Raw genomic sequence first — 15,071 nt, forward strand, 5'->3', positions numbered from 1 at the left:
ACCGGGAGCCCTACAAAACGGGTCAGCTGTCCTCGGCGAGGGTGACCTCGATGCCGCCGAGCAGGGCGGCGGAGAGGTTGTAGAGGAACGCGCCGAGGGTCGCGATCGCGGTGATCAGGATGACGTCGACCACCGCCACGATCATGGTGAAGCCCATCACCCGCGAGGTGCCGACGTAGTCGGTCACGTCGAACTGCGGGCCCGAGGCGTTGCCGACGGACTGCTGCACGATCGAGTTGATGGAGTCCCACACCCCGGCCGCACCGAGCACGGCCCAGACGATGGCCACGGCCACCACGAGCACGATGCCGAGGGCGATCGAGAGCAGGAACGACGTCTTCATGACCGACCAGGCGTCGATCTGCGTCAGCCGCAGCCGGGCGCGGCGTGTGCGGGGCTTGGCGCCCGCCTTCGCAGCACCGGCCCTCCCAGCACCCTTGGCGGACCCAGCGGGACGCCGGGCCGGGGCGGACGAGCCGGAGGAGGAGGTGGAGCCGGACGCAGCCGGCGCCGCAGCAGCTGCCGCCTTCTCCCGGTCGGCCTGCTCGCGGGCAGCCCGGTCCTGGGCGGCCTTCTCGGCCCGGTCGTCCTTGGCCGCCTGCTTGGCCTCGCGGCGCTCCTGGGACCTGGCCTCCCGCTCGCGGCGGGCGGCCTCCCTCTCGGCGCGGCGCTGCTCCTCGCGGGCCTCCTTGGCGGCCTGGGCCTCGGCGGCCCTGCGCTTCTCCTCGTCCTGCTGCGGCGAGGGCGGGGGCAGCACCGGGCCGCCACCACCCTGCAGCGTGCGGCGCGGAGCGAGCGGGCCGTCGTCACGACGCTCGGACATCAGTCCTCCCCGGATCCGTCGGTGTCGGTCTCGTCGTCGGTCGACGAGTCCTCGACCTCGGCGATTGTGTCATCCGGGTCAGGCGTCCCGGCGTCGGGCGCACCGGCGACGGCCTGCTCGACCGCCTCCTCGACGGCCTCCTCGACCTCGGCGTCGCGCTCGACGCTGCGGGCCACGACGGCGACCTCGTCGCCGTTCTTCGGGGTCACGAACCGCACGCCCATGGTCGAGCGGCCGGTGGGCCGGAACTGGTCGTCGATGGGGCTGCGGACGACCTGGCCGCCCGAGGTGATGGCCAGGATCTCGTCGCCCTCGACCACGATGAAGGCGCCGACGAGCACGCCGCGCTCCTCGTTGGCCAGCGACATCGCCTTGATGCCGAGGCCGCCGCGGGACTGGGTGCGGTAGTCGGTGATCGGGGTCCGCTTGGCGAAGCCGCCGTCGGTGATGGTGAAGACGTACTGCGGCTTGGCCGCGGTGTGCTCGGCCTCGGCCTGCACCTGGTCGGCACGGATCACCGACATCGACAGCACCGCGTCGCCCTCGCGGAACTTCATGCCCTGCACGCCCGACGTGGCCCGGCCCATCGGCCGCAGCTGGCTGTCGTCGGCGGGGAAGCGGATCGCCTGCCCCTTGCGGGAGACCAGCAGGATGTCGTCGCCGGCGTCGACCAGCTCCGCGCCGATCAGCTCGTCGTCGGCCTCGCGGAAGTTGATCGCGATGACGCCGGCCTGCCGGGGGCTGTTGTAGTCGCCGAGGCGGGTCTTCTTCACCAGGCCCGCGCGGGTGGCCAGGACGAGGTACGGCGCCTGGTCGTAGTCGCGGATCGCCAGGACCTGCGCGATCTCCTCGTCGGGCTGGAAGGACAGCAGCCCGGCCACGTGACCGCCCTTGGCGTCACGGGAGGCCTCGGGGAGGTTGTAGGCCTTGGTCCGGTAGACCCGTCCGGCCGTGGTGAAGAACAGCAGCCAGTGGTGGTTGGAGGTCGCCATGAAGTGCTCGACGACGTCGTCGCCACGCAGCGCCGCCCCGCGCACGCCCTTGCCGCCCCGCCGCTGGGTCCGGTAGTTCGAGGCCAGGGTGCGCTTGGCGTAGCCGCCCCGGGTGATCGTCACGACGAGGTCCTCGTCGGGGATCAGGTCCTCCATGGAGAGGTCGCCGTCGGCCGCGATGATCTGCGTACGCCGCTCGTCGCCGTACTTCTCCACGATCGCGGTGAGCTCCTCGCCCACGATCGAGCGCTGCCGCGACTCGTTGGCCAGGATGTCCTCGAGGTCGGCGATCTCGAGCTCGATCTCGGCCAGCTGGTCGATGATCTTCTGGCGCTCCAGGGCGGCCAGGCGACGCAGCTGCATGTCGAGGATGGCGTTGGCCTGGAGCTCGTCGATCTCGAGCAGCTCGATCAGGCCGGTGCGGGCGTCGTCGACCTCGGGCGAGCGCCGGATCAGCGCGATCACCTCGTCGAGCATGTCGAGCGCCTTGACCAGGCCGCGCAGGATGTGGGCCCGCTCCTCGGCCTTGCGGAGCCGGTAGCGCGTTCGCCGCTGGATGACCTCGATCTGGTGCGCCACCCAGTTGGTGACGAACTGGTCGATGGTCAGGGTGCGCGGCACCCCGTCGACCAGGGCCAGCATGTTGGCGCTGAAGTTGGTCTGCAGCTCGGTGTGCTTGAGCAGGTTGTTCAGCACCACCCGGGCGACGGCGTCACGGCGGAGCACGACGACGAGGCGCTGACCGGTGCGGCCCGAGGAGTCGTCGCGCACGTCGGCGATGCCCTGCACCTTGCCGCTGCGGACCAGGTCGGCGATCTTCTCGGCGAGGTTGTCCGGGTTGACCATGTAGGGCAGCTCGGTGATGGCCAGGCAGGTGCGGCCGCGGCTGTCCTCGTCGACCTCGATCACCGCGCGCTGGGTGATCGAGCCGCGACCGGTGCGGTAGGCCTGCTCGATGCCGTCGCGACCGACGATCAGCGCGCCGTTGGGGAAGTCGGGGCCCTTGACGCGCTCGATCAGCGCGTCCTGGAGCTCCTCGCGACTGGCGTCGGGGTGCTCCAGCGCCCACAGCGCGCCCTCGGCGACCTCGCGCAGGTTGTGCGGCGGGATGCTGGTGGCCATGCCGACCGCGATGCCGGCCGAGCCGTTGACCAGCAGGTTGGGGTAGCGCGACGGGAGCACCGTCGGCTCCTGCGAGCGCCCGTCGTAGTTGGGCTGGAAGTCGACGGTCTCCTCGTCGATGTCGCGCACCATCTCGAGCGCGAGCGGGTCCATCCGGCACTCGGTGTAGCGCATCGCGGCGGCGGCGTCGTTGCCCGGCGAGCCGAAGTTGCCCTGGCCCTGGATCAGCGGCGCGCGCATCACCCAGGGCTGCGCGAGGCGCACCAGGGTGTCGTAGATCGCGGTGTCGCCGTGCGGGTGGTACTGACCCATCACGTCGCCGACCACGCGGGAGCACTTGGAGAAGCCGCGGTCGGGGCGGTAGCCGCCGTCGTACATGGCGTAGAGCACCCGGCGGTGCACCGGCTTCAGCCCGTCGCGCACGTCCGGGAGCGCGCGGCCGACGATGACCGCCATCGCGTAGTCGATGTAGGCCCGCTGCATGGAGGTCTGCAGCTCGATCGGCTCGATGCGGCCGCCGCCTCCGCCGTCGCCGGACCCGAGGTTGTCGGTGGTCTCAGTCATGGGGTTCGTGTCCTAGATGTCGAGGAAGCGGACGTCTTTGGCGTTGCGCTGGATGAAGGAGCGTCGCTGCTCGACGTCCTCGCCCATCAGCACTGAGAACACCTCGTCGGCCTGCGCCGCGTCGTCGAGGGTGACCTGCAGCATCAGCCGCTGGTCGGGGTTCATGGTGGTCTCCCACAGCTCGTCGGCGTTCATCTCGCCGAGCCCCTTGTAGCGCTGGACGGGGTTCTCCTTGGGCAGCTTGCGGCCCTGGGCGAGCCCGTCGCGCATCAGCAGGTCGCGCTCGGAGTCGGAGTAGACGAACTCGTGCTCGTGGGGCTTGTTCCACCGCAGTCGGTAGAGCGGCGGCTGCGCCATGTAGACGAAGCCCCCCTCGATCAACGGCTTCATGAAGCGGAACAGCAGCGTCAGCAGGAGCGTGTTGATGTGGTGGCCGTCGACGTCGGCGTCGGCCATCAGCACGACCTTGTGGTAGCGCAGCTTGTCGATGTCGAACTCCTCGTGCACGCCCGTGCCGAGCGCCGAGATGATCGCTTGGACCTCGGTGTTGGCGAGCACCTTGTCGAGCCGCGCCTTCTCGACGTTGAGGATCTTGCCGCGGATCGGGAGGATCGCCTGCACCCGCGGGTCGCGGCCCTGGCGGGCCGAGCCGCCGGCCGAGTCGCCCTCGACGATGAAGACCTCGCACTCCTCGGGCACGTTGGACTGGCAGTCCGAGAGCTTGCCGGGCAGGCCACCGCCGCCGAAGAGGTCCTTGCGCGAGCGGGCCAGGTCGCGCGCCTTGCGGGCCGCGATCCGCGCCTGCGCGGCCGACTGCGCCTTGCGGACGATGTCCTTGCCCTCGGCGGGGTTCTTCTCCAGCCAGTCGCCCAGCTGCTCGTTGACCAGCCGCTGCACGAAGCCCTTGGCCTCGGTGTTGCCGAGCTTGGTCTTGGTCTGGCCCTCGAACTGCGGCTCGCCGAGCTTGATCGAGATGATCGCGGTCAGGCCCTCGCGGATGTCGTCGCCCTTGACGCGGTCCTCGGGCTTCTTCATCAGGCCCCACTCCTCGCCCCAGCTGTTGACCAGCGTGGTGAGCGCGGTGCGGAAGCCCTCCTCGTGGGTGCCGCCCTCGTGGGTGTTGATGGTGTTGGCGAAGCTGTGGACCGACTCGTTGTAGGAGGTGTTCCACTGCATCGCGAGCTCGAGGCTCATGTGGGCGTCGTGGCTCTCCGGCGTCTCGGCCTCGAAGCTGATGATGCTCGGGTTGGCCACCGTCTTGCTGCGGTTGAGGTGCTCGACGTAGTCGACGAGGCCGCGGTCGTAGCGGAACCGGCGCTCGACCGCCCCGGTGGCGGTGCCGCGGGCCAGGTCGGCGCGGTCGGCGTGCGTCCCGTCCTCGGCCTCGCCGGCGTCCTCGGCGTCGGTCACCGTCTCGTCGTTGACCGCCTCGGCGATCTGCGCGGCGGCGGGCCGCTCGTCGCGTACGACGATCTCGAGGCCCTTGTTGAGGAAGGCCATCTCTCGGAACCGGTTGGTGATGGTCTCGAAGGAGTACTCGGTGGTCTCGAAGATGTCCGAGCTCGCCCAGAAGCGGGTGGTCGTGCCGGTCTCCTCGGTCGCCTCGTGGCGCTCCAGCGGACCGGTCGGGACCCCGAGCTCGAAGGCCTGGGTCCACCGGTAGCCGTCGCGCTTGATGTCGACCTCGACGCGACGCGAGAGCGCGTTGACCACCGAGACGCCCACGCCGTGCAGGCCGCCGGACACCTTGTAGCCGCCGCCGCCGAACTTGCCGCCGGCGTGCAGCACGGTCAGCACGACCGTGACGGCGGGCAGCTCCTGGCCGGGGGGCACGTCGACGGGGATGCCGCGCCCGTTGTCGGAGACCTGGACCCCGCCGTCGGGCAGCACCGTGACCTCGACCCGGTCGCAGTAGCCGGCCAGCGCCTCGTCGACGGAGTTGTCGACGACCTCCCACACCAGGTGGTGCAGGCCACGCTCGCCGGTGGAGCCGATGTACATGCCGGGGCGCTTGCGGACCGCCTCGAGCCCCTCCAGCACCTGGATCGCGCTGGCGTCGTAGTTGCCCGCCTCGACGGCGTGGCCCTCCACGATGCTGGCGGGCACCACGGCGGGCACCTCGGGGTGGTCGGCCGGAAGATCGGCGGGAAGGTCGGCAGGGGTGGTGGGCTCGTCGGCCACGGACACGTCCTCAGGTCCTAGACATCACAGCGGCCGCCACGCACGAGGGCCGGCGACCTGGGGCAAGTCTACCCGCCCGGAGCCCTCACACCATGCCTCGCGGGCGCTAGTTGGGGACGACCGTGACCCGAACGTGCCCCTCAGAGGCCCGTGAGCGCCTCCGCTGGCCCGTGGGAGGGGGTCGGCTTAGTCCCCGTACGCCCCTCGACCTCCCAGCGGGCCCTGGGCTCAGCCGTAGGTGTCTCGCGGCCCGCGACCCTTGACACGCAGCCGACCACGGGTCCAGCTCGGTGCGCGGGGGCCCACGGGGTCGATGACGCGCACGGTCTCCTCGCCCAGCACCTCGTTGAGGCGGCGTACGACGTCGGGCGCCAGCAGCTTCATCTGGGTGGCCCACGCCGTGGAGTCGGTGCGTACGACGAGCCGGCCGTCGGCCAACGACTCGGGACGCACGTGCTGGCCGACCTCGCGGCCCACGATCGCCTCCCACCGGGCGAAGACCCCGTGCACGCGCAGCTCCGAGGCCCAGCCCTGGTCGGCGACGAACCGCGTCATCGAGGTGTCGAGGGTCTGCGGGTCGCGGTCGTCGGGACGCGCGCCGCTGACGCGGGGCTCGACCACCGGCCGCCGCCGGCCCCGGCCCGGCGCCCGGCCCAGCCCGCGGCCACCGGCAGCAGGGGTGCGACCGGCCAGGCCGCGCGCGACCGACCGGGCCAGGTCGAGCCCGGTCTCGTCGTGGGTCTCCCCGGGGGACTCCTCTTGGGACTTTGCGTGGGACTCCTCGTCACCCATGCGGCACCACCGCACCGTCGGCGACGTCGAACCGTCGACCGCGTAGCGCCTCGGGCACGTCACCGGCCACGGCCGCGGTGACCAGCACCTGCTCGGCGCCGGCCACCAGCTCGGCGAGCTGCTCGCGGCGGCCGGTGTCGAGCTCGGCGAAGACGTCGTCGAGCACCAGGATCGGGTCGTCGCCGGCGCTCCGGAGCAGGTCGTACGACGCCAGCCGCATCGCCAGCGCGAAGGACCAGCCCTCCCCGTGGCTGGCGTAGCCCTTCACCGGCAGCCCGCCGAGCTCGCAGAGCAGGTCGTCGCGGTGCGGTCCCACCAGAGTGACCCCGCGGTCGAGCTCGTCGCGTCGGCGCCGGGCCAGTTCCACGTGGAACAACGCCTCCAGGTCGACCGGCCCCTCGCCCTCGGTCACCTCGAAGCTGGGCCGGTAGGAGATCACCGCGTCGTCGCGGTGCGCGCCGCGGGCGACCGCCTCGTAGGCCTTGCCGAGCAGGGGGACCAGGTCCTCGACCAGCGCGGCCCGGGTCGTCATCACCTCGGCACCGAGCCGGGCCAGCCGCTCGTCCCAGACCTCCAGGGTGCTGAGCATCGACTCGCCCGCCGCACCACCTCGGGCGCGGGCGGTCTTGAGCAGCGAGTTGCGCTGCTTGAGCACGCGGTCGTAGTCGGCCCGCACCCCGGCGTACCGCGGGGCCCGGAGCACGAGCAGGTCGTCGGCGAAGCGGCGCCGCTCGGTCGGGTCGCCCTTGACCAGGGCCAGGTCGTCGGGCGCGAACACGACCGTGCGGACCAGTCCGACGAGGTCGCGCGCCTTGGGCAGCGGACCGCGGTTGACCCGGGCCCGGTTGGACCTGCCAGGGTTGATCTCGACCTCGAGGACGGCCCGACGCTCGTCGCGGACCACCGCGGCCCGGACGACCGCGCGCTCGGCACCGCGGCGCACGAGCGGCAGGTCGGCGGCGACCCGGTGGGAGCTGAGCCGGGAGAGGTAGTCGATCGCCTCGACGATGTTGGTCTTGCCCTGCCCGTTGCGGCCCACGAAGGAGCTGACCCCGGGGTCGAGGTCGATCTCCAGCGTCTCGTAGGAGCGGAAGTCGTGGAGCGAGAGGTGGGCGACGTACACCGGGAGGGCCGAGCTGCCCGGCTACTTCTCGGGCGGCGCGGCCGAGTCGCCGCCGGCCGGGCTGCCGGCCTGGGTGGCGTGGCCGCCGAACTGGTTGCGCATCGCCGCGACCGCCTTCATCGCCGGGCTGTCGTCCTGGCGCGAGGTGAAGCGGGCGAACAGCGACGCGGCGATGACGTGCATCGGGACGGCGTTGTCGATGCCGGCCTCGACGGTCCACCGACCCTCGCCGGAGTCCTCGGCGTAGCCGCGGATCTGGTCGAGGTGGGCGTCGTCCTTGAGGGCCACGACCAGCAGGTCGAGCAGCCAGGACCGGATCACGGTGCCCTCGCGCCAGGAGTCGAAGACCTCGGTGACGTTGTCGACGACGTCGACCTTCTCGAGCAGCTCCCAGCCCTCGGCGTAGGCCTGCATCATGGCGTACTCGATGCCGTTGTGAACCATCTTGGCGAAGTGGCCGGCGCCCGGCTTCTGGCCCGCGTGCACCATGCCGGACTCGCCCTCGGGCTTGAGCGTCTCGAAGGCGGGGAGCACCTTGGCGACCTCGTCGTCGGCCCCGCCGTACATCAGCGCGTAGCCGTTCTCCAGGCCCCAGATGCCGCCCGAGACGCCGCAGTCGACGAAGCCGATGCCCTTGCCGCGCAGCATCTCGGCGTTGGCCTGGTCGTCGGTCCAGCGCGAGTTGCCGCCGTCGACGATCACGTCGCCCTCGGAGAGCAGCTCGCCCAGCTCGGCGACCGTGCTGCGGGTGGCGTCGCCCGCGGGCACCATCACCCAGACCACCTTGGGCGAGGGCAGCGCCTCGACCAGCTCGGCCAGGCTGCCCACGTCGCTCACGTCGGGGTTGCGGTCGAAGCCGGTGACGGTGTGGCCGCCGTTGCGCAGCCGGGTGCGCATGTTGCCACCCATCTTGCCCAGGCCGATCAGTCCGAGGTGCATGGCGGTGCTCCTGTGTGCAGTGGTGGGTGAAGCGGGTGGGTCAGGAGAGCAGGCGGCGCGGCATCAGCAGGTAGCGGAACGCGACGTCCGCCTCCCCGTCGAGGCTGTCGACACCCGAGAGTACGACGGGCTTGCTGGCCTGGGTGAAGGCCAGCTCGACCACCGGGGCCTCGAGCGCGGTGAGGCCGTCGAGCAGGTAGGCGGGGTTGAAGCCGGTGGTGATGTCCTCGCCGGTGACGTTGGCCTCGATCGACTCGCTGGCCATCGCCTCCTCGCCGGAGCCGGCGTCCAGGGTCAGCACGCCCTCGGAGAAGGCCAGCTGCACCGCGGTGTTGCGCTCGGCGACGAGCGAGACGCGCTTGACCGAGTCGACCAGCGCGGCGCGGTCGACCCGGGCGACGGTGAGGTGCTCGGAGGGGAACAGCGAGCGGACCTTGGGGAACTCACCGTCCAGGAGCCGCGTCGTGGTGCGTCGTACGCCGCCCCCGGCGGAGCCCTCGAAGCCGATGATGCCCTCGCCGGCGCCCCCGCCGGAGGCCGAGGACAGCGCGATCCGGATCTCCGAGCCGCCGGTCAGCGCCTTGGCTGTGTCGGCCAGCACCTTGGCCGGCACCAGCGCGGCGGCGTCGATGTCGGGGGCGGAGGGGTCCCAGCCGAGCTCGCGCTGCGAGAGCCGGAACCGGTCGGTGGCGAGCATCGCGATCGAGCCGCCGTCGAGCTCGATCCGCACGCCGGTCAGCACCGGGAGCATGTCGTCGCGGCCGGCGGCGGTGACGGCCTGGGCGACGGCCTGCGAGAAGACGCCGCTCGGGACGGTGCCGCGGGCCTCCGGCATGGTCGGCAGGGTGGGGTAGTCCTCGACCGGCATCGTCTGCAGGCTGAACCGCGCCGAGCCGCAGACGAGCGTCACCTTGGCGCCGTCGATGTCGACGTCGACCGGCTTGTTGGGCAGGCTGCGGCAGATGTCGGCGAGCAGCCGGCCCGACACCAGCGCCCGGCCCTCCTCGCTGACCTCGGCGTTGAGGGTGGCGCGCGCCGAGGTCTCGTAGTCGAAGGTCGAGAGCCGCAGTCCCTCCCCGTCGTCCTCGAAGGAGCCGGCCTCGATCAGCAGGCCGGCCAGCACGGGGGCGCTCGGGCGTACGGGCAGCGCGCGGGCCGTCCAGGCGACAGCGTCGGCCAGGACGTCACGTTCGACGCGGAACTTCACGGCGATGGGTTCCTCTCCATCAGGTCCATCAGGTCGGGGTGAGCATCCTGCCACGGCCCGGCAGTCCACAGGCCGGGGCTCGTTCGGTGGTTGCTCGACGAGAGTCCATGGATAGATCTCGTCGTAGTAGTAGGTGGTGGGGATTCTGTGGACGACGGGCTCCGTCGCAGGTCAGCAGCGAGAAGTTGTGAGTCGGCGCCTGTGGACGGCGCCGGGGTGAACCACATCTTCCTGTGGTCCGCCGATCGGCCTGTGCAGCACGGGCAGGGCTCGTCCACAGGTCCCTCCCCACCCCGTCCACGGACTCGCCGAGCGGGAACCACATCTTGCACGCGTGTAGTTCAAGCCTGCTTGGCCTGCTGCTTGATCCGGGTCGTCAGCTCGGTCACCTGGTGGAAGACGTTGCGCCGCTCGGCGAGGTCCTTGCGGATCCGCCGGTCGGCGTTCATCACCGTGGTGTGGTCGCGGCCGCCGAACTGCTGTCCGATCTTGGGCAGCGAGAGCTCGGTCAGCTCGCGGCAGAGGTACATCGAGATCTGGCGGGCGGTCACCAGCGCACGGGTGCGGCTGGGGCCGGTGAGGTCCTCGATGGAGAAGCCGAAGTACGACGCGGTCTGGGCGATGATCAGCCCGGCCGTGACCTCGGGCTCGCCGCCCTCGGGGATGAGGTCGCGCAGCACGATCTCGGCCAAGGTCATGTCGACCTCCTGCTGGTTGATGCTGGCGAAGGCCGTGACCCGGATCAGCGCGCCCTCGAGCTCGCGGATGTTGGTCTGGATGCGCGAGGCGATGAACTCGAGCACGTCGGCGGGCGCGGAGAGGCGGTCGGCCGCGGCCTTCTTGCGCAGGATCGCGATCCGGGTCTCCAGGTCGGGCGGCTGCACGTCGGTGAGCAGGCCCCACTCGAAGCGGTTGCGCAGCCGGTCCTCGAGCTGGGTGAGGCGCTTCGGCGAGCGGTCGGAGGAGATGACGATCTGCTTGTTGGCGTTGTGCAGCGTGTTGAAGGTGTGGAAGAACTCCTCCTGCGTCTGCTGCTTGCCCTCGAGGAACTGGATGTCGTCGACCAGCAGCACGTCGACGTCGCGGTAGCGCCGCTGCAGCGCGGCGGTGTTGGCGTCCTTGATGGCGTTGATGACGTCGTTGGTGAAGGCCTCGGAGGAGACGTAGCGGATCTTCGCGCCGGTCCACAGGTTGCGGACGTAGTGGCCGATGGCATGGAGCAGGTGCGTCTTGCCGAGCCCGGAGTCGCCGTACACCATCAGCGGGTTGTAGGCCTTGCCCGGCGCCTCGGCGACCGCGACCGCCGCCGCGTGGGCGAACCGGTTGGAGGAGCCGATGACGAAGGTCTCGAAGGAGTAGCGCGGGTTGAGCGGGCTGTCGGGGATGCCGGTGGTCAGCGACGAGCTCGCCTTTGTCGACATGTCCCTGTGTCGATGAAGCGGCGAGTCGTCCTGTCGATCCCGGCGCTCGTCGCGATCCCGCTCCCGGTCGTGCTGCTCGCGGCGGCGGTCACGGGCCTCGCGGTCGTCGCGGTCGTCGTGCCCGTCGCGGTCCTCCCGCGGCAGGTCGCGGGGCTGCAGCGGCGTCACCGTGGCCGGCGAGGCGGCCTCGTCCGGCGCGACGGTGCGCTCCAGGGAGGTGTCGACGCTCACGACCAGGCGGACCGGCTTGCCGATCTGGTCCGACAGCGCGTCCTCGATGCGCGTGCGCAGCCGGCCCTCGAGCTGGGTGCGGGTGAACTCGTTGGGCACCGCCACGACGGCGGTGTTCTCGGCGAGCATGAGCGGCTGGCTGGTGGTGAGCCACATCCGCTGGTTGGGCGGGAGGTTCTCCACGATGCCGGGCCAGAGGACCTGGAGCCTGCCGGTGTGCGATCCGTCGTTGCTGCTGTCGTTCGCGTCCACGCCTGGTGGTGCTCCGTCCTGGGTCCGCTCGGCCGATCGGCCACCCGTGTCCACAGCTTTGTCCACAGGTTGTGCAATGTCGAAGGATGTCCGGGTCTGCGCCGATAGCGGCGGACCTCCGGAGGTCCAGGACGGGGACGCTAACAACCTCGTCCACAGGGCGGCAACCGGTCATCCACAGGCATCGGCGCCGTGATCCACAGGCCGCCGACGGCCGGTTTGACCCTGTCGCCGCGCGGCGCGTACCGTTGGGCGGTCGACCGGGTGTCGATGGCTTCGGCCTGTCCGCCTGGTCCCCCAGACTTCTGTCCAGCAACACCTCGAGTGGAGTGACGTTAAGTTGAGCAAGCGCACGTTCCAGCCCAACAACCGCCGTCGGCACAAGACCCACGGCTTCCGTCTGCGCATGCGGACCCGCGCCGGCCGGGCGATCCTGTCGGCCCGTCGGCGCAAGGGCCGCGGCCGCCTCGCCGCCTGAGGCGTCGGCCGCGCTCGCGTGCTGCCCTCGTCCCACCGCCTGACCGCCCCCCAGCAGTTCCGGGCGGTGGTCCGTCGCGGTCGCCGCAGCGGCGGTCCCGTCGTCGTCGTGCACCTGCTGGTGCCCGACTCCGGCGAGGTGGTCGCGACCCCGCGTGCGGGGTTCGTGGTCTCCAAGGCCGTCGGCAACGCGGTGACCCGCAACCTGGTCAAGCGCCGGTTGCGCCACCTCGTGGCCGACCGGGTCGACTGGTTGCCGGACCACTCGCTGCTGGTCGTGCGGGCGCTGCCCGCCGCGGCCGAGGCGTCGTACGACGACCTGGGGCGCGAGCTCGACCGTGGCCTGCAGCGCTGCCTGCCCCGCACCGACCCGGCGCCGGTGGGACCACCGGCGTGAAGCACGTCCTGATCGTGCTGCTGCGGGGGTATCGCTACGCGATCAGCCCGCTCTACGGTCAGGTCTGCCGCTACCACCCCACCTGCTCGGCGTACGCCTTGGAAGCCGTGACCCAGCACGGCAGTGTGAGGGGCAGCTGGCTCGCCGTACGCCGGCTGCTGCGCTGCCACCCGTGGGCCCTGGGCGGCTACGACCCGGTTCCTCCCCCAACTCGATGACTCGAGGAGTCTGAGTGGAATTCTTCAAGTCCATCGGCGGCTTCATCATGACGCCGCTGTACCTCGCCATCAGCGCCATCCTGCTCGGCTGGCACAAGCTGTGGGGCGGGCTCTTCGGGGACACCACGGGCGTGGCCTGGGTGCTCTCCATCATCGGGCTGACCCTGGTCATCCGGGCGCTGCTGATCCCGCTGTTCGTCAAGCAGATCAAGTCCAGCCGCAACATGCAGCTGCTCCAGCCCAAGGTCAAGGAGCTGCGCGAGAAGTACGGCCACGACCGGGAGCGGTTCGCCCAGGAGCAGATGAAGCTGTTCCGGGAGACCAAGACCAACCCGTTCTCCTCCTGCCTGCCGCTCATCATCCAGATGCCGGTCTTCCTGGCGCTGTTCCGGCTGATCGACCAGGCGGCCAAGGACCCGACGGTCGAGCGCGGCCTGATGACCGAGACGCTCAATCGGCAGTTCGGCGACGCCGTGTTCCTCGGCGCGAAGATCTCCGACACCTTCCTCACCACCGACAACGTGGGTGTGCGCGTGCTGGCGGCGGTGCTGGTGCTCGGCATGACGGCCACCACCTTCCTCACGCAGCGACAGCTGATGAGCAAGAACATGCCGGCCGACGCGCTGACCGGGCCCTACGCCCAGCAGCAGAAGCTGCTGCTCTACGTGCTGCCGCTCGTCTTCGCCGTCGGTGGCATCGCCTTCCCCATCGGCGTCCTCTTCTACTGGACCACCTCCAACCTGTGGACGATGGGCCAGCAGTTCTACGTGATCCGCAACAACCCGGCACCCAACACCGAGGCGTTCCGGGCCAAGCAGGAGCGCGACGCCGAGAAGCGCCGCCGCAAGGGACTCGCCGACCCCGAGGCCCCCGACGCCGCGGCGTCGCCCACCCCCCTCGCCACCGAGCAGACCCGCACCCCGCCGCGGCAGCAGCCCCGCAACCAGACGCGCTCGCAGCGCAAGAAGGGCGGCAGCAAGCCCGGAGCGCCCCGCGTCCACCCGACCACGCCAGACCAGGGAGACAACTCGTGACCGACCAGGCCCAGGAAGAGATCCAGACCCCCGACGCGCAGGCGGCCGAGCCGACCGACGCGCCGGTGCAGGGCAAGCGTGCCCGCCTCGAGCAGGAGGGCGAGATCGCCGCTGACTATCTCGAGGAGCTGCTCGAGATCGCCGACCTCGACGGCGACCTCGACATGGACGTCGAGGGCGACCGCGCCACCGTCTCCATCGTCGGGGCCGAGCTGCCCGAGCTGGTGGGGCGTGACGGCGAGGTGCTCGAGGCGCTGCAGGAGCTGACCCGGCTGGCGGTCTACCGTGAGACCGGCGAGCGCTCCCGGCTGATGCTCGACGTCAGCGGCCACCGGGCCGACCGTCGTGCCGAGCTGGAGAAGCGCGCGGCCGAGCTGGTGGCGCAGGTGCGCGACTCCGGCGAGCGGGCCGAGCTCGAGCCGATGTCGCCGTTCGAGCGCAAGGTCGTGCACGACGTCGTCGCCGACGCCGGGCTGCAGTCGGAGTCCGAGGGTGCCGAGCCGCGCCGCTACGTCGTGGTGCTTCCCCCGGCATGAGCCCCGACCCACGCGACCCCGGTTCACGTGGCCCCGGTTCACGTGGCTCCGTTTCACGTGAAACTGCACCCCCTGCGCCCGAGCTGGCGCGGGGGGTGTTCGGTTCCCGGCTGCCGCTCGCCGAGACGTACGCCGACCTGCTGGCCGGAGAGGCGACCGTGCGCGGCCTGATCGGCCCGCGCGAGGTGCCCCGCCTCTGGGAGCGCCACCTGCTCAACTGTGCGCTGCTCGCCGACCTCGTGCCCCCGGGTGCCCGCGTGGTCGACATCGGGGCGGGCGCCGGGCTGCCCGGTCTCGTGCTCGCGCTGCGTCGACCCGACGTGCACGTCACGTTGTTGGAGCCGCTGCTGCGTCGCACCACGTTTCTCGAGCTCGCGACGTCCACAATGGAGCTCGACAACGTGGCCGTCCACCGAGGACGCGCAGAGGAGGTGCACGGCCAGATGTGGTTCGACGTCGTGACCTCCCGGGCCGTGGCTCCGCTGGACCGGCTGGGCCGGTGGTCACTGCCGTTGGTCGAGCGCGGCGGGGCGATGCTGGCCATGAAGGGCTCGTCGGCGGACGCCGAGCTGGCCGAGGCGGAGAAGGGGCTGCGCAAGCTCGGTGCCCGGCGGTTCCAGGTGCACCGGCTGGGGGCCGACCTGCTCGACCCGCCGGTGACCGTCGTCGAGGCTCGGTTGCCGGCATGACAGGGTTATCCACCGGTCGCGAGGACGCGCTGAGCGTGAGCGTCCACAGGGCCGGCCTACTTATCCACAGGCA

At 71.1% G+C, this 15,071-nt stretch carries 13 protein-coding genes and 1 pseudogene; 6 read left to right on the forward strand and 8 right to left on the reverse strand.

From position 1 onward, the window contains the following. Positions 1-22: 22 nt before the first annotated feature. The 8 genes and pseudogenes from ASG49_RS19535 to dnaA all read right to left on the reverse strand — a co-directional run bounded on the left by ASG49_RS19535 (position 23) and on the right by dnaA (position 11,551). Positions 23-823 (reverse strand): DUF3566 domain-containing protein, encoded by an 801-nt coding sequence (locus tag ASG49_RS19535; protein WP_082534146.1) that lies wholly within the window; start codon positions 821-823, stop codon positions 23-25. Beyond that, positions 823-3,501 (reverse strand): DNA gyrase subunit A, encoded by a 2,679-nt coding sequence (gene gyrA / locus ASG49_RS14330; protein WP_056542982.1) that lies wholly within the window; start codon positions 3,499-3,501, stop codon positions 823-825. The genes ASG49_RS19535 and gyrA overlap by 1 nt, the downstream gene beginning before the upstream one ends. Positions 3,502-3,513: 12 nt before the next feature. Then, positions 3,514-5,682: a DNA topoisomerase (ATP-hydrolyzing) subunit B gene (gene gyrB / locus ASG49_RS14335; protein ID WP_304437959.1), complete on the reverse strand. Its 2,169-nt coding sequence runs from the start codon at positions 5,680-5,682 to the stop codon at positions 3,514-3,516. Between the two features lie 228 nt (positions 5,683-5,910). Next, a complete protein-coding gene (locus ASG49_RS14340) occupies positions 5,911-6,474 on the reverse strand; it encodes a DUF721 domain-containing protein (protein ID WP_056543174.1) in 564 nt (187 codons plus the stop codon). Further along, the gene (recF, locus tag ASG49_RS14345; protein WP_056542984.1) at positions 6,467-7,597 is read right to left on the reverse strand and encodes a DNA replication/repair protein RecF; all 1,131 of its coding nucleotides are present in this window, start codon (positions 7,595-7,597) and stop codon (positions 6,467-6,469) included. Before recF ends, ASG49_RS14340 begins: the two co-directional genes overlap by 8 nt. A gap of 21 nt (positions 7,598-7,618) precedes the next feature. Further along, positions 7,619-8,539 (reverse strand): annotated as a pseudogene (gene gnd, locus ASG49_RS14350) (phosphogluconate dehydrogenase (NAD(+)-dependent, decarboxylating)); the annotation flags it as partial. Positions 8,540-8,576: 37 nt separating this feature from the next. Next, positions 8,577-9,743, reverse strand: coding sequence for a DNA polymerase III subunit beta (dnaN, locus tag ASG49_RS14355; protein WP_056542988.1), 1,167 nt, complete (start codon positions 9,741-9,743; stop codon positions 8,577-8,579). A gap of 341 nt (positions 9,744-10,084) precedes the next feature. Continuing rightward, positions 10,085-11,551 (reverse strand): chromosomal replication initiator protein DnaA, encoded by a 1,467-nt coding sequence (gene dnaA / locus ASG49_RS14360; protein ID WP_235562106.1) that lies wholly within the window; start codon positions 11,549-11,551, stop codon positions 10,085-10,087. A gap of 436 nt (positions 11,552-11,987) precedes the next feature. Between dnaA and rpmH the strand changes: the two genes are divergently transcribed. From rpmH to rsmG, 6 genes are all read left to right on the forward strand, one after another. Continuing rightward, positions 11,988-12,125, forward strand: a complete 138-nt coding sequence (gene rpmH, locus ASG49_RS14365; protein ID WP_056542990.1) for a 50S ribosomal protein L34 — start codon at positions 11,988-11,990, stop codon at positions 12,123-12,125. Between the two features lie 18 nt (positions 12,126-12,143). Beyond that, entirely contained in the window at positions 12,144-12,521 is a 378-nt protein-coding gene (rnpA, locus tag ASG49_RS14370) for a ribonuclease P protein component (protein ID WP_056542992.1), read from the forward strand. Then, entirely contained in the window at positions 12,518-12,739 is a 222-nt protein-coding gene (gene yidD / locus ASG49_RS14375; RefSeq protein ID WP_056542994.1) for a membrane protein insertion efficiency factor YidD, read from the forward strand. Before rnpA ends, yidD begins: the two co-directional genes overlap by 4 nt. Positions 12,740-12,753: 14 nt before the next feature. Beyond that, positions 12,754-13,773 carry a membrane protein insertase YidC gene (gene yidC / locus ASG49_RS14380; RefSeq protein WP_235562097.1) on the forward strand — a complete coding sequence of 340 codons (1,020 nt, stop codon included), beginning with the start codon at positions 12,754-12,756 and terminating at the stop codon, positions 13,771-13,773. A gap of 65 nt (positions 13,774-13,838) precedes the next feature. Further along, positions 13,839-14,309 (forward strand): R3H domain-containing nucleic acid-binding protein, encoded by a 471-nt coding sequence (locus tag ASG49_RS14385; protein WP_056543180.1) that lies wholly within the window; start codon positions 13,839-13,841, stop codon positions 14,307-14,309. 95 nt (positions 14,310-14,404) lie between these two features. Continuing rightward, positions 14,405-14,998, forward strand: a complete 594-nt coding sequence (gene rsmG, locus ASG49_RS14390; protein ID WP_056542995.1) for a 16S rRNA (guanine(527)-N(7))-methyltransferase RsmG — start codon at positions 14,405-14,407, stop codon at positions 14,996-14,998. The last annotated feature ends 73 nt before the right edge of the window (positions 14,999-15,071 follow it).

The sequence above is a fragment of the Marmoricola sp. Leaf446 genome (assembly GCF_001424755.1).
Taxonomy (GTDB): domain Bacteria; phylum Actinomycetota; class Actinomycetes; order Propionibacteriales; family Nocardioidaceae; genus Marmoricola.